Source organism: Pseudomonas sp. H1h (assembly GCF_000633255.1).
Lineage (GTDB): Bacteria > Pseudomonadota > Gammaproteobacteria > Pseudomonadales > Pseudomonadaceae > Aquipseudomonas.
The window spans coordinates 145,172-158,705 of record NZ_AYMJ01000029.1 but is presented as its reverse complement, the minus strand read 5'-3'; the positions used below and the strand labels follow the sequence as shown (position 1 = coordinate 158,705).

The window sequence follows — 13,534 nt, the reverse complement described above, 5'->3', positions numbered from 1 at the left end:
AGGAAAAGCGGTACGGCTTTACCCGATGCGGAGCGTCGTCGCTTACCAGTACGCGTTGGTGCTGGAGATGGCAGCTCGCGCCTTGGGGGGCAGTCTCGGGCCGAGGATACGCGGTTGCTGAGGGACATCGCATTGGCTTGATGTGTCCTTGCCATTTTTTTGCATAACCTCATCACCCATCGGTCTAAACCGGCCTCTATAAAACACTGCTGTCCATTGCACATCCCTGCATAAACCAAAACGCAGGGATGGCTGTTCATGATCCATTTTTCACCCGTTAGATCCCGTTTGAGCCTGGCCTTGCTGCTGGCGATCAATAGCTTGCCGACAGTCGCTGCCGACGAGCCCACTACTCAGTTGCAACGCGTCGAGGTCACCGGCACGGCGATTCGCCGGGTCGATGCTGAAACGGCAGTGCCGGTCACTATCCTGCGAGTTGAAGAACTGCGCGAGCAGGGGGTGAGCACCACGGAAGAACTGGTGAGCCGGATTTCCGCCAACCAGTCCTCGGTCGGCTCCGGTCGTTCGGTGGGTTCGAGCAGCGGCGGGGCGTCGTATGCCGATTTGCGTGGCATCGGCCCGAACAAAACCCTGGTGCTGCTCAACGGACGGCGGCTGAGCAACAACGCAACCAATGCGATCAATGGTTCCGGCGTTGACCTGAATACCATTCCGTTCGCCGCCATCGACCGCGTGGAGGTCCTGCGTGACGGCGCGTCGGCGTTGTACGGGACCGATGCGATTGGTGGGGTGATCAACTTCATCACCAAGACCAGCCTCACCGAAGGCCAACTGAGCACCAACTACGACACACCGACCCATGCCGGCGGCGGTGAAAGCCGTAATTTCAGCGGCAGCTGGGGCTTCGGTGATTTGCAGGATGACCGCTTCAACGTGTTCGGTGTAGTCAGTTATGACAAGCAGCAACGGCTGGCCGCCGAAGATCGCGGCTACACCTACAACTATCAGCCCGGGCGTGGCCTCGATTACACCTCCGGCACCGCATCGCCGGCCAACTGGAGCCAGGGCAGCAACGCCACCAACCCATTGGCCGGTTCCGGTTGCAACGCGCCCGGCCTGCTGTCGCGCAATGGCATCTGCCGCCAGAGCCTGTGGAATTATCTCGATCTGGTGCCGGAAACCGAAAAGACCTCGGCGTTCGCCAAAGCCACCGGCAAGCTCTCGGACGATCACAACGTCAGCCTCGAATACTTCTGGGCACGCAACGAAAACCGTACGCAGATCGGTCCCGGTACGCTGATGGGCAACCAGGTCAGCCCCGGCACGACGTTCTATCCCGGTAACGGCATTACCCCAGGCCCCAACGGTTTTGTCCTCGACCCGACGCAACCGGTGGATGTGAACTGGCGCGAAACCGCGGTCGGCGCTCGCCAACATGAAGACGACAATACCGGCCAGCGTTTGCTGTTGAGCTTCGACGGCAACGTGATCGGCTGGGATTACAACGTCGGCGCGTCATACAACCAGAACAAAGTGGTCAATGCTATCGAGGCTGGCTACGTCAACGACCACGCTGTGAGCGCCGGAATTGCCAACGGCATCATCAACCCGTTTGGCGCGCAGACGGCTGCCGGGCAGGCGTTGCTGGCAGCCAACGCGGTGGATGGCGATTACTCGACGGCGGTCGGGCGGGTCAAGGCGATTGACGGGCGAGTCAGCCGCGAGATTGGCGACTGGTTCGGTGCCGGCCCGTCGGCACTGGCGCTGGGCGGCGAGTATCGCAAGGAGGATTTCCATCAGGACTTCGCACAGTTCGCCGCCGATGTGCAAAGCCTGGGTGTCGATCCGAATGCCAGTGTTGCCGGCGATCGCAGCGTCTCGGCGCAATACGCCGAGGTCAACGTACCGGTGCTCGACAGCCTCGAATTGTCCGCCGCCGTGCGGCATGACAAGTACAGCGATTTCGGCAGCACCACCAACCCGAAATATTCGTTCCGCTTCCAGCCATTCAAGGAGCTGGTGGTGCGTGGCGCATACAGCGAAGGTTTCCGCGCGCCGTCGCTGTATGAGTTGTACAACCCAAATTTCACCACCTTCACTGTCGCCAACTACAACGATCCACGGCTGTGCGCCGGTGGCAACCCGAGCAACGGCGGAATCGCCAACCGCGACTGCGCCCAGCAGTTCTACAGTCGCACTGGCGGTAACACTGACCTCAGCCCGGAAACCGCGCGTAACGTCACCCTCGGTTTCGTCTATCAGCCGTTCGAGCGCCTGACTACCGGGCTGGATTTCTGGTGGATCAACATTGCCAATCAGATCGCCGAATTCCCGGAGTCGGCGGTGTTCGAGAACCCCGAACTGTACCCGGATCGCCTGATCCGCAAGCCTGACGGCTCCATCGATCACATCGTCACTGGCCTGGCCAACCTCGGCAAGATCAAGACCAACGGCGTCGATGTCAGCTTCGATTACCGCTTGCCGAGCACTCCATATGGCAATTTCGGCATTGGCCTGCAAGGCACGTACGTCAGTCGTTACGAGTATCAACAGCAACTCAAGGGCGACTACATCGACAAGCTTGGCGATTTCCGTGGCGGTGATTTCGCCTCGGCCGGTGCCGTAGCCCGCTGGCGTCACAGCCTGACCGGCAGCTGGAATTACGGCCCTTACGGCGTCGCCCTGACCAACCGCTACACCAGCGGTTACCACGACTCCGACCGCGAGACTCACGATTACGTCGGCTCATACAACGTCTGGGACCTGGCTGGCACTTACACCTGGCGCAAGACCCTCAGCGTGACCCTCGGCGCGAAGAACCTGTTCGACCGCGAGCCACCGTTCAGCAACCAGACCTACACATTCCAGAGCGGCTACGACCCGAAATACGGCGATCCGTTTGGGCGGACGCTGTACACGCGGGTCAGCTACAAGTTCTGAATCCGCTCAGTGCGGGCGGATTTTAGTCACTTATTGATCTAAGTCCGCCCTATAAAAGTCGCCTACCTGTTGCACATCACAGGTAGGCAGGATGTTTGGTGACTGTGCCGACGCCTTCGCGAGCAAGCCTGCCAAGAGGCCAGTCGCAGCACCGCGTAAAAGGATCTGCCAATGTTCTCCAGGCTCATTTTATTCAGCGCTGTTTCGCTTTTAACCTCATTCAGCTGGGCCACCCCGCAACCAGCGCTGACGGTCTACGGCGAAGCGCCCAAGTACGCCCCCGACTTCCAGCACCTGGCCTACACCAACCCCAACGCCCCCAAGGGCGGTACGCTGCGGCGCTCGTCGCTGGAAAGCGGCCCGTTCGATCACTTGATTCCCTACATCGACAAAGGCACTGGTGTGGCCGAAGTCGACGGCTGGCTCTACGCACCGTTGGCCTATCGCAGCAAGGATGAACCCTACAGCGTCTATGGTCTGGTGGCGCAGCGGATGGAGCTGGATGAGGATCGCCGCTGGCTGCGTTTCTACCTCAATCCCGAGGCCAGGTTTGACGACGGTACGCCGATCACCGCCGAAGACGTGCGCTACACCTTCGAACTGCTCACCACCCAGGGCAGCCTGAAATACCGTCAGCAGTTTCGTGATGTCGCCGAGGTGCAGGTCGAATCGCCGACGCAAGTGCGCTTCCTGTTCAAGAACAACGACAGCCGCACCTTGCCGCTGGATCTGGCGACGCTGCCAGTGCTGCCCGAGCACTGGTGGCGCACGCGCAACTTCGCCGAGGGTGCCGGTTTCGAGATCCCGCCGGGCAGCGGCCCGTACCGCATCAGCGCGGTGGACGCCGGGCGCAGCGTGAAATTTCAGCGCGTTGTCGACTGGTGGGCCAAGGACCTGCCGATCACTCGCGGGCTGTACAACTTCGATCACATGAGCGTGGAGTTCTTCGCCGACACCGATGTTTCCCGGCAAGTACTGAAGGCCGGCGGCTTCGACTACAACCGCGAGTTTTCCGCGACCAGCTACACCATCGGTTATGCCGGGGCGGCGCTGGAGCAGGGCAAGCTGCTCCGTGAACACCTGGCACCGGGGGCCGCGCAGGGTTCGCAAGGTTTCGTGTTCAATCTGCAAAAACCGCTGTTTCAGGATCGCCGGGTGCGTCAGGCCATCGCCATGCTCTGGGACTTCGAGTGGAGCAATCGGCAGATGATGCGCGGCATGTACCTGCGCCAGCGCAGTTACTTCTCGCACAGTGCGTTGGCGGCCACCGCGTTGCCGGATGCCGAGGAGCTGAAAATCCTCGAACCGTGGCGTGGCCAGATTCCTGACGAGGTGTTCACTCAAGTGTTCGAAGCGCCAAAAACCGACGGCAGCGGCAATGTCCGCGCCGAGCAGTTGCAGGCGTTGAAACTGCTGGAAGCGGCCGGCTGGAAACCCCAAGGTGATCAGTTGGTCAACGCCAATGGCGAGCCGCTGCAGTTCACCTTCCTTAACGGCCAGAAAGGTTTCGAGCGCTTGCTGTTGCCGTTCAAGCGCAACCTGGCGCAGATCGGTATCGGCTTCGATATTCGCCAGGTCGACACCGCGCAATACACCAACCGTGTGCGCAATCGTGACTACGACATGATCGTGGTCGGCTATCCGGTGAGTCAGGCGCCGGGGCGCGAGATGTTCAATTACTTCGGCGCCGACGGTGCGGACGATCCTGGCTCCAACAACTACATGGTGCTGCGTGATCCCGTGGTCGATGCGTTGCTTGAAGGGCTGGTGCAGGCCGACAACCGCGACAACCTGTTGCGTCATGCACATGCTTTGGATCGGGTGTTGCAGTGGGGTTACTACTGGATTCCCAACTACTACCCGCCGGGGATTTCCACCGTGTGGTGGAACCGTTTCGGCCGCCCGGCAACGGCACCGTTGTACGACGCCGGGCTCGACACCTGGTGGGAAATCAGCCCGACTGCGCTGACGGCCACGCAAATGCAGCAACAGCAAAAGGAATACGCCCATGTGGGGTTATAGCCTGCGGCGTCTGCTGCTGATTGTGCCGACCTTGCTCGCCATTCTATTGGTCAATTTCGTCATCGTGCAGGCCGCGCCGGGGGGCCCGGTAGAGCAGGCGATTGCGCGCTTGCAGGGCATCGGCGTCGGTGCTGCGGTGGGCGGTGGTCATGTGGAAACCATCGGCGGCGAATCCCGCGCGACCCGTGGCCTCGATCCGAAACTGGTGGCAGACATCGAGCGCCAGTACGGCTTCGACAAACCGGCCGGTGAGCGCCTGTGGCTGATGCTTGAAAGCTACGCGCAGCTGGATTTCGGCCAGAGCTTTTTCCGCGGAGCCAGCGTCACCGAACTGATCTGGCAGAAACTGCCGGTGACCTTGTCGCTGGGCCTGTGGGCGACGCTGATCACCTATCTGGTGTCGATTCCGCTGGGCATTCGCAAAGCGGTGCACAACGGCTCGGCGTTCGATGTCTGGAGCAGCGTGGCGATCATCATTGGCTACGCGATGCCGGGTTTTCTGTTTGCGCTGCTGCTGATCATCGTATTTGCCGGTGGCAGTGCACTGGACTGGTTCCCGGTGCGCGGACTGGTCTCGGACAACTTTGCCGAACTGTCGCCGTGGGCCAAGGTCGCGGACTACTTCTGGCATCTGGTGTTGCCGGTCACCGCGCTGGTCATCGGCGGGTTCGCCACGCTGACCATCCTGACCAAGAACAGTTTTCTCAACGAGATCTCGAGGCTGTACGTGGTGACGGCGCGGGCCAAGGGGCTGAGTGAGCGTCAGGTGTTGTACGGCCATGTGTTTCGCAACGCGATGCTGCTGGTGGTTGCCGGTCTGCCCCAGGCGCTGGTGACGGTGTTTTTCGGTGGTTCGCTGTTGATCGAAGTGATCTTCTCCCTCGATGGCCTCGGCCGTCTCAGCTACGAAGCGGCGGTGTCGCGCGACTACCCGGTGGTGTTCGGTTCGCTGTTCATCTTCACCCTGTTCGGCCTGCTGATAAAACTGCTCGGTGACCTGTGCTACAGGCTGGTCGATCCGCGCATCGACTTCACCGCGAGGACTGCCTGATGCTGACTCTATCTCCCATCGGACAGCGCCGCTGGGCGCGGTTCAAGGCGCATCGACGTGGCTGGTGGTCGTTGTGGCTGTTTCTGCTGTTGTTCGGCCTGAGCCTGGGCGGCGAATTGATCGCCAATGACAAACCGTTGCTGGTCGAGTATCAGGGCCAGTGGTACTTCCCGGCGTTCAAGCGCTACACCGAGCAGGATTTCGGCGGTGAGCTGGCGTTTCAGCCGGACTACCGCAGTGCGCAGGTGCGGCAACTGATCGAGGGGCAGGGCGGGCGTCTGTGGTTTGCGCCGATTCCGTTCGGTTTCGACACGGTGAATTACGACCTGACCGAGCCGGCGCCGAGTCCACCGAGCCTGAGCAACTTGCTCGGGACTGACGATCAGGCGCGGGATGTACTGGCGCGGGTGATCTTCGGGACGCGGGTGTCGTTGTTGTTTGCGCTGGCGCTGACCGCCGCGAGTGCGCTGATCGGCATCGTCGCCGGCGCTTTGCAGGGCTATTACGGTGGCTGGGTTGATCTGCTCGGGCAGCGGTTGTTGGAGGTGTGGTCAGGGCTGCCGGTGTTGTATCTGCTGATCATCCTGTCCGGTTTCGTCGAGCCGAACTTCTGGTGGCTGCTGGGGATCATGGCGCTGTTTTCCTGGCTGAGCCTGGTTGACGTGGTGCGCGCCGAGTTCCTGCTCAGCCGTGGCCTGGAGTACGTGAAAGCGGCGCGAGCGCTGGGGGTTGGCGATGCGCAGGTGATCAGCCGCCACATTCTGCCCAATGCGATGAGCGCGACCCTGACGTACCTGCCGTTCATTCTCACCGGGGCGATTGCCACGCTGTCGGCGCTGGATTTCCTCGGTTTCGGCATGCCCGCTGGCAGCGCTTCGCTGGGCGAACTGATCGGTCAGGGCAAGAGCAATCTGCAAGCACCGTGGTTGGGGCTGACCGCGTTTTTTGCGTTGGCGCTGATTCTTTCTCTGTTGGTATTTATCGGCGAAGCCTGCCGAGATGCGTTTGACCCCAGGACTTGATATGTCTGAACACTTGATCGAAATACGCGACCTGCGCGTTGCTTTCAACGGCCAGCCAGTGGTGCACGGCATCGACCTCGACATCCGTCCGGGCGAGTGCCTGGCGCTGGTCGGCGAGTCCGGCTCGGGCAAATCGGTGACCGCCCACAGCATCCTGCAGCTGCTCGACCCGAACATCACGCAGATCGACGGCAGCATTCGTTACGACGGCGAGGAACTGCTCGGCGTGCATGAGCGTTATCTGCGCCGGTTGCGCGGCAACCGCATCGCGATGATTTTTCAGGAGCCGATGAGTTCGCTGAATCCGCTGCACACGATCGAACGGCAACTCGGCGAGAGCCTGGCGCTGCACAAAGGCCTGGCGGGGGCGCAAGCCCGTGAGCGCATTCTGGAGTTGCTGGAGCTGGTCGGCATCCACAAGCCTCGGGAGCGGCTCAAGGCCTATCCGCATCAGCTCTCCGGCGGCCAGCGCCAGCGGGTGATGATTGCCATGGCGCTGGCCTGTGAACCGCAGTTGCTGATTGCCGACGAGCCAACCACCGCGCTGGACGTGACCGTGCAGCGCAGGATTCTGTTGTTGCTCAAGGCGCTGCAGCAGCGGCTCGGCATGGCGCTGCTGATCATCAGCCACGATTTGAATCTGGTGCGCACGATCGCCCAGCGGGTGGCGGTGATGCGTGGTGGCGTGATCGTCGAGCAGGCATCGTGCGAACAGCTGTTCCGCGCGCCGCAGCATCCTTACAGCATCGAGTTGCTGAATGCCGAACCTGGCGGGCATGCCTTATGTTTCGACGCGACCGAAGAGTTGTTGCAGGTGCGCGATCTGAATGTGCGTTTTCGTCTGGGCGGCGGTGGGTGGCGGCCGAAGACTTACCTGCAGGCGGTCAAGGGTATCGATCTGAGCCTGCAACGTGGCAAGACCCTGGGCATTGTCGGCGAGTCGGGTTCGGGCAAATCGACATTGGGTCAGGCGATTTTACGGCTGATCGACGCCGAGGGCAGCATTCGCTTTGCCGGTGAGGCGCTGGAGCAGTTGAGCGGCAAGCAACTGAGGCCGCTGCGCAAACGCCTGCAAGTGGTGTTTCAGGACCCGTTCGGCAGCCTCAGCCCACGCCTGTGCGTCGAGCAGATCATCGCCGAAGGGTTGCAGGTACACAGCGACTTGAATGCCACGCAGCGTGAGCAGGCGGTCATTGATGTGTTGCTCGAAGTGGGTCTCGATCCGGCAACGCGGCATCGCTATCCCCACGAATTTTCAGGGGGGCAGCGGCAACGCATCGCCATTGCCCGGGCACTGGTGCTCAAGCCGGACTTGATCCTGCTCGATGAGCCAACCTCGGCACTGGATCGCACGGTACAAAAGCAGATCGTCGCGCTGCTGCGGCGCTTGCAGCAAGAGCATGGTCTGACCTACCTGTTCATCAGCCATGACTTGGCGGTGGTGCGGGCGCTGGCACATGACCTGATCGTGATGAAGGAAGGACAGGTGGTGGAGCGCGGGGAGACCGGCAATCTTTTCAGCGCGGCAAAGCACCCCTATACGCAGGAGCTGCTGGCCGCGTCATTTGCCGGTTGATGACCTGCTGCCAGAGCTGACGCTTTCGCGAGCAAGCCCGCTCCCACCGGATCCATTGTGGGAGCGGGCTTGCTCGCGAAGGCAGTCGTTGCTTCAGTGAAATCCTTGATGCCTGAACGCAAAAATCCCGCCACCAGGGCGGGATTTTCTGCAAACCGAGCGACGTCTTACGACGGGAACAGTTCGGACAGTTTCATCGACAGCATCATGTCGCCGTCAACGCGCAGCTTGCCGCCCATGAACGCCTGCATGCCGTCGGTTTCACCGCTGACGATGTCTTTCAGGGTTGCACTGTCCAGCACCAGGGTGCAGTTGGCGTCGGCGTTTTCACCTTCCTGGATGTCGCAAGTACCGTCTTTGACGATCAGCGCGTAGTGCTTGTCTTCGTCGGTGATGTTGAAACCGAAGACCAGATCCAGACCGGCAGCGGCGGCTGGGTTGAACTTGGCTTGCATTGCTTTTACGGCATCAGCTACGGAGGTCATGGTTCGATCCTTTCTTGGGTAATGGGAGCTGGGTGATTACAGCAAGGTTCACAGTAATCCGGACTCAGCGGAAAGTGATGAGTTCCGGAGCCTTCAGCAGTTGCAGATGCGCATGACTGTTGAAGGAGGCCAAAGCCACCTCGCGACCGCGGAACTTCAGCTGGTTGAGCGAGGTGTTGACGATTTGCCAATTCAGTTCGAATGCCTGTCTGGCTGGCATTTGGGTAATCAGGTGGAGCAGGGCGGTGATGGTGCCGCCGGAGGTGAACACGGCGATTTTCTGGTTGCCGTCGGCCTGTTCGAGGATGCGCTGCAGCCCGCCCTGAACCCGCTCGACGAACCCCAGCCAGCTTTCCAGGCCCGGCGTGTCGTAGGTGCCATCCAGCCAGCGCTCGATGACCAGAGCGAAGATGCGCTGGAACTCGGCGCGGTTCTGCGCGGCGTTGCGCAGGATGTCGATGGCTTCCGGTTCGTCCGCGAGCATGGCGGGAATGAGCGCGCGGATAACCGCTTCGGCATCGAACTCGTTGAATGCAGCGTCTGTTTCCAGGGGCGGTACCGCCAGGCCTTTGGCGGTCAATTGCTCCAGCGCGCTGGTGGCCGTGTGCTGCTGACGGCGCAGCTCGCCCGACAGGCAGCGATCGAAGCTGATGCCCAGCTCGGCCAGGTGCTGGCCGAGGATTTCTGCCTGGCGCACACCGATCGGCGACAGGACGTCATAGTCGTCTGCACCGAAGGAGGCCTGGCCATGTCGAATCAGATAGATGCTGCCCACGTCCGCGTCATCCCGGTACGTTGAAGGTTTGGCGAGGTTATGAGGATGATGGAGTGCTGTCAATGAAAAAACATACGCTTGTTTGAAATGCTTGTTACAGGCCTGTTGCCAGAGGTTTCACGGCTGGCCGACAAGGCGGCGCATGGGTATGCTGGAACCATCCCGCGCGTGTTTTTGCATCCGCGCATTGTTTTAAGGAGTCTCTGTGGAGTTTTTCACCGAATACGCCAGCTTCCTGGCCAAGACCGTAACCCTGGTGGTCGCCATTCTGGTGGTGCTGGCCAGTTTTGCTGCATTGCGCAGCAAGGGCCGGCGCAAGTCGGCGGGGCAATTGCAGGTCAGCAAGCTCAACGATTTCTACAAAGGCCTGCGTGAGCGGCTGGAGCAGACCTTGCTCGACAAGGATCAGCTCAAGGCGCTGCGCAAGGGCCAGGCCAAATCGGAAAAGACCGAGAAGAAGCAGAAGAACAAACCCGATGCCAAATCCCGGGTGTTCGTGCTGGATTTCGACGGCGATATCAAGGCCTCGGCCACCGAGAGCCTGCGCCACGAAATCACCGCATTGCTGACCCTCGCCACACCAAAAGACGAAGTGGTGCTGCGTCTGGAAAGCGGCGGCGGCATGGTCCACAGCTACGGCCTGGCGTCGTCACAACTGGCGCGCATCCGCGAGGCCGGCGTGCCGTTGACCGTGTGCATCGACAAAGTCGCAGCCAGCGGCGGCTACATGATGGCGTGCATTGGCGAGAAGATCATCAGCGCGCCGTTCGCGATTCTCGGCTCGATCGGCGTGGTCGCGCAGTTGCCCAACGTCAACCGTCTGCTGAAGAAGCACGATATCGATTTCGAAGTGCTGACCGCCGGTGAGTACAAACGCACCCTGACCGTGTTTGGCGAAAACACCGAAAAGGGCCGGGAGAAGTTCCAGGAAGACCTGGACATCACCCATCAGTTGTTCAAGAACTTCGTAGCCCGCTATCGCCCGCAACTGGCTATCGACGAAGTGGCCACCGGTGAAGTCTGGCTCGGCGTTGCAGCGCTGGACAAACAACTGGTCGATGAACTCAAGACCAGCGACGAATACCTGGCTGACCGGGCGAAGAAAGCCGAGGTTTACCACCTGCATTACGCCGAACGCAAAAGCCTGCAGGAGCGCATCGGCATGGCGGCCAGCGGTTCGGTCGATCGCGTGCTGCTGAGCTGGTGGAGTCGCCTGACGCAACAGCGTTTCTGGTAAACAGTCAGCCACAAAAAACGCCGGTCAATGACCGGCGTTTTTGTGTGCGCAGTAAACCTGACAGCTTAGCGGCGACGGAACAGCGGTAGCGGTTCGTCGGTGGCGGCCTGATAGGTCACCGAGAAGTCCTTGAGACCTTCCAGGGCTTCGTACGGGTCTTTGTCCGCGCGAATGGCAAAGGCGTCAAACCCGCAGCGATGCAGGTAGAACAATTGATCGCGCAGCACGTCGCCAATCGCCCGCAGTTCGCCTTTGAAACCGTAACGGTCGCGCAGCAGACGTGCGTTGGAGTAGTTGCGGCCATCGGTGAACGCCGGGAAGTTCAGGGCGATCACCTGGAACTGCGCGACGTCGTCACCGATTTCCTCGGCTTCTTCATCGGCGTCCAGCCACACACCCAGGCCGCCGTCGCGGGCTTTCAGGGCGTGAGCATGATCACGCCACAGGGCCAGCGGCACGATCAGGTCGTCGCAGTTGGAAATACCGTCGAGGGTCGCGTCCTTGGGCAGCAGGTGCCAGGTTTCGTCGACAACCTCGTTGTTCTTAATGATTCGCTGCATAGACGCGTTCCTTGAAGAGGTCGATGCCAATACGCTGGTAGGTGTCGATGAAGCGCTCGTCTTCGGTGCGTTGTTCAACGTACACGTCGATCAGCTTCGAGATCACGTCAGGCATGTCGTCCTGGGCGAAGGACGGGCCGAGGATCTTGCCCAGGCTTGCGTCACGGCTGGCGCTGCCACCAAGGGACACCTGGTAGAACTCCTCACCTTTCTTGTCCACCCCGAGGATGCCGATGTGGCCGACGTGGTGGTGACCACAGGCGTTCATGCAACCGGAAATGTTCAGGTCCAGCTCACCGATGTCGAACAGGTAGTCCAGGTCGTCGAAACGACGCTGGATCGATTCGGCGATCGGGATCGACTTGGCGTTCGCTAGCGAGCAGAAATCACCGCCAGGGCAGCAGATGATGTCGGTCAGCAGGCCGATGTTCGGCGTGGCGAAACCGCCTTCGCGCAACTCGCCCCACAGGGTGAACAGTTGGCTTTGCTCGACGTCGGCCAGAATGATGTTCTGCTCGTGGGAGGTGCGCAGTTGACCGAAGCTGTAGCGGTCGGCCAGATCGGCGACGGCATCGAGCTGCTTGTCGGTGATGTCGCCCGGGGCAACGCCGGTCGGCTTCAGCGACAGGGTCACGGCGACATAGCCCGGCTTCTTGTGCGCCAGGGTGTTGCGGCTGCGCCAGCGGGCGAAGCCCGGATGTTCTTTGTCGAGTTCGGCCAGAGCGGCAGTCTGGTTGTCCAGCGCCTTGTAGTCCGGGTCGACGAAGTGCTTGGCCACACGCTGCAGTTCGGCGTCGGTCAGGGTAGTCTGGCCACCGCGCAGGTGCTCCATTTCCGCATCGACTTTCTGCGCAAACACTTCAGGCGTCAGGGCCTTGACGAGGATCTTGATCCGCGCCTTGTATTTGTTGTCACGACGGCCGTAGCGGTTGTAGACCCGCAGGATTGCGTCGAGATAGCTCAGCAGGTCCTGCCACGGCAGGAACTCGTTGATGAACGCGCCGACCACCGGGGTACGGCCCAGGCCGCCGCCGACCAGCACGCGGAAACCCAGTTCGCCGGCTTCGTTGTGTACCGGCTCAAGGCCGATGTCGTGGACTTCGATGGCCGCACGGTCAGCGGTCGAACCGTTGACGGCGATCTTGAATTTGCGCGGCAGGTAGGCAAATTCCGGGTGGAAGGTTGTCCACTGACGGACGATTTCGCACCACGGACGCGGGTCGATCAATTCGTCGGCCGCGACACCGGCGAACTGGTCGGTGGTGACGTTGCGCAGGCAGTTGCCGCTGGTCTGGATCGCGTGCATCTGCACAGTAGCCAGTTCCGCGAGGATGTCGGGGATGTCTTCCACCGCCGGCCAGTTGAACTGCACGTTCTGCCGGGTACTGATGTGGGCGTAGCCCTTGTCGTAGTCACGGGCAATCTTGGCCATCATGCGCGTCTGACGCGAAGTCAGCTGGCCGTACGGCACCGCCACGCGCAGCATCGGCGCGAAACGCTGGATATACAGGCCATTTTGCAGGCGCAGGGGGCGGAATTCTTCTTCGCTCAGCTCACCTGCCAGATAGCGTCGGGTCTGATCACGGAACTGCTTGACGCGGTCCTCGATGATCCGCTGATCGTACTCGTCGTATACGTACATATAAGTCCTGTTCTCAGGCTTTGGGCTACTCGGAAAACGCTGCGTTTTCGCTTGCTGGAGTCCGATGGTGCCTCTGCAATTACGCGCGCACGGCCGCGCACTCCCTAACGGAGCCGGGGCAATATACCCGTTTGCAGTTATGCGCAAAAGTGATGTTTGAGTATATGTAAAGAACCAAATCGCCTAACGAGAATGGTTGTTGATTAACCCACATTTGTCGCGGGGACAATCATCGTCTTAACTGTGATCGAGTCTTTCTGCAA

Annotated in this window: 10 protein-coding genes; 6 read left to right on the top strand and 4 right to left on the bottom strand. The window is 60.8% G+C overall.

Annotation, left to right across the window (positions count from 1 at the left end):
* Positions 1-258 precede the first annotated feature (258 nt).
* The 5 genes from U862_RS0122960 to U862_RS0122940 all read left to right on the top strand — a co-directional run bounded on the left by U862_RS0122960 (position 259) and on the right by U862_RS0122940 (position 8,572).
* Positions 259-2,901 (top strand): TonB-dependent receptor, encoded by a 2,643-nt coding sequence (locus U862_RS0122960; RefSeq protein WP_025112558.1) that lies wholly within the window; start codon positions 259-261, stop codon positions 2,899-2,901.
* A 171-nt stretch (positions 2,902-3,072) separates the two neighbouring features.
* The gene (locus U862_RS0122955) at positions 3,073-4,923 is read left to right on the top strand and encodes an extracellular solute-binding protein (RefSeq protein ID WP_025112557.1); all 1,851 of its coding nucleotides are present in this window, start codon (positions 3,073-3,075) and stop codon (positions 4,921-4,923) included.
* Entirely contained in the window at positions 4,910-5,974 is a 1,065-nt protein-coding gene (locus U862_RS0122950; RefSeq protein ID WP_025112556.1) for a microcin C ABC transporter permease YejB, read from the top strand. Before U862_RS0122955 ends, U862_RS0122950 begins: the two co-directional genes overlap by 14 nt.
* The gene (locus U862_RS0122945) at positions 5,974-6,996 is read left to right on the top strand and encodes an ABC transporter permease (RefSeq protein ID WP_025112555.1); all 1,023 of its coding nucleotides are present in this window, start codon (positions 5,974-5,976) and stop codon (positions 6,994-6,996) included. The genes U862_RS0122950 and U862_RS0122945 overlap by 1 nt, the downstream gene beginning before the upstream one ends.
* A gap of 1 nt (position 6,997) precedes the next feature.
* Positions 6,998-8,572 carry an ABC transporter ATP-binding protein gene (locus U862_RS0122940; RefSeq protein ID WP_025112554.1) on the top strand — a complete coding sequence of 525 codons (1,575 nt, stop codon included), beginning with the start codon at positions 6,998-7,000 and terminating at the stop codon, positions 8,570-8,572.
* A 167-nt stretch (positions 8,573-8,739) separates the two neighbouring features.
* Here U862_RS0122940 and U862_RS0122935 read toward each other — a convergent pair whose 3' ends face one another.
* Complete coding sequence (locus tag U862_RS0122935; RefSeq protein ID WP_025112553.1) at positions 8,740-9,057, bottom strand: SCP2 sterol-binding domain-containing protein; 318 nt, start codon at positions 9,055-9,057, stop codon at positions 8,740-8,742.
* Between the two features lie 64 nt (positions 9,058-9,121).
* Positions 9,122-9,832, bottom strand: a complete 711-nt coding sequence (locus tag U862_RS0122930; protein WP_025112552.1) for a histidine phosphatase family protein — start codon at positions 9,830-9,832, stop codon at positions 9,122-9,124.
* Between the two features lie 205 nt (positions 9,833-10,037).
* Here U862_RS0122930 and sohB point away from each other — a divergent pair, with 205 nt between their 5' ends.
* Complete coding sequence (gene sohB / locus U862_RS0122925) at positions 10,038-11,069, top strand: protease SohB (RefSeq protein ID WP_025112551.1); 1,032 nt, start codon at positions 10,038-10,040, stop codon at positions 11,067-11,069.
* Between the two features lie 65 nt (positions 11,070-11,134).
* Here sohB and U862_RS0122920 read toward each other — a convergent pair whose 3' ends face one another.
* A complete protein-coding gene (locus tag U862_RS0122920; RefSeq protein WP_025112550.1) occupies positions 11,135-11,629 on the bottom strand; it encodes a DUF934 domain-containing protein in 495 nt (164 codons plus the stop codon).
* Entirely contained in the window at positions 11,613-13,271 is a 1,659-nt protein-coding gene (locus U862_RS0122915) for a nitrite/sulfite reductase (protein WP_025112549.1), read from the bottom strand. Before U862_RS0122915 ends, U862_RS0122920 begins: the two co-directional genes overlap by 17 nt.
* Positions 13,272-13,534: the final 263 nt, after the last annotated feature.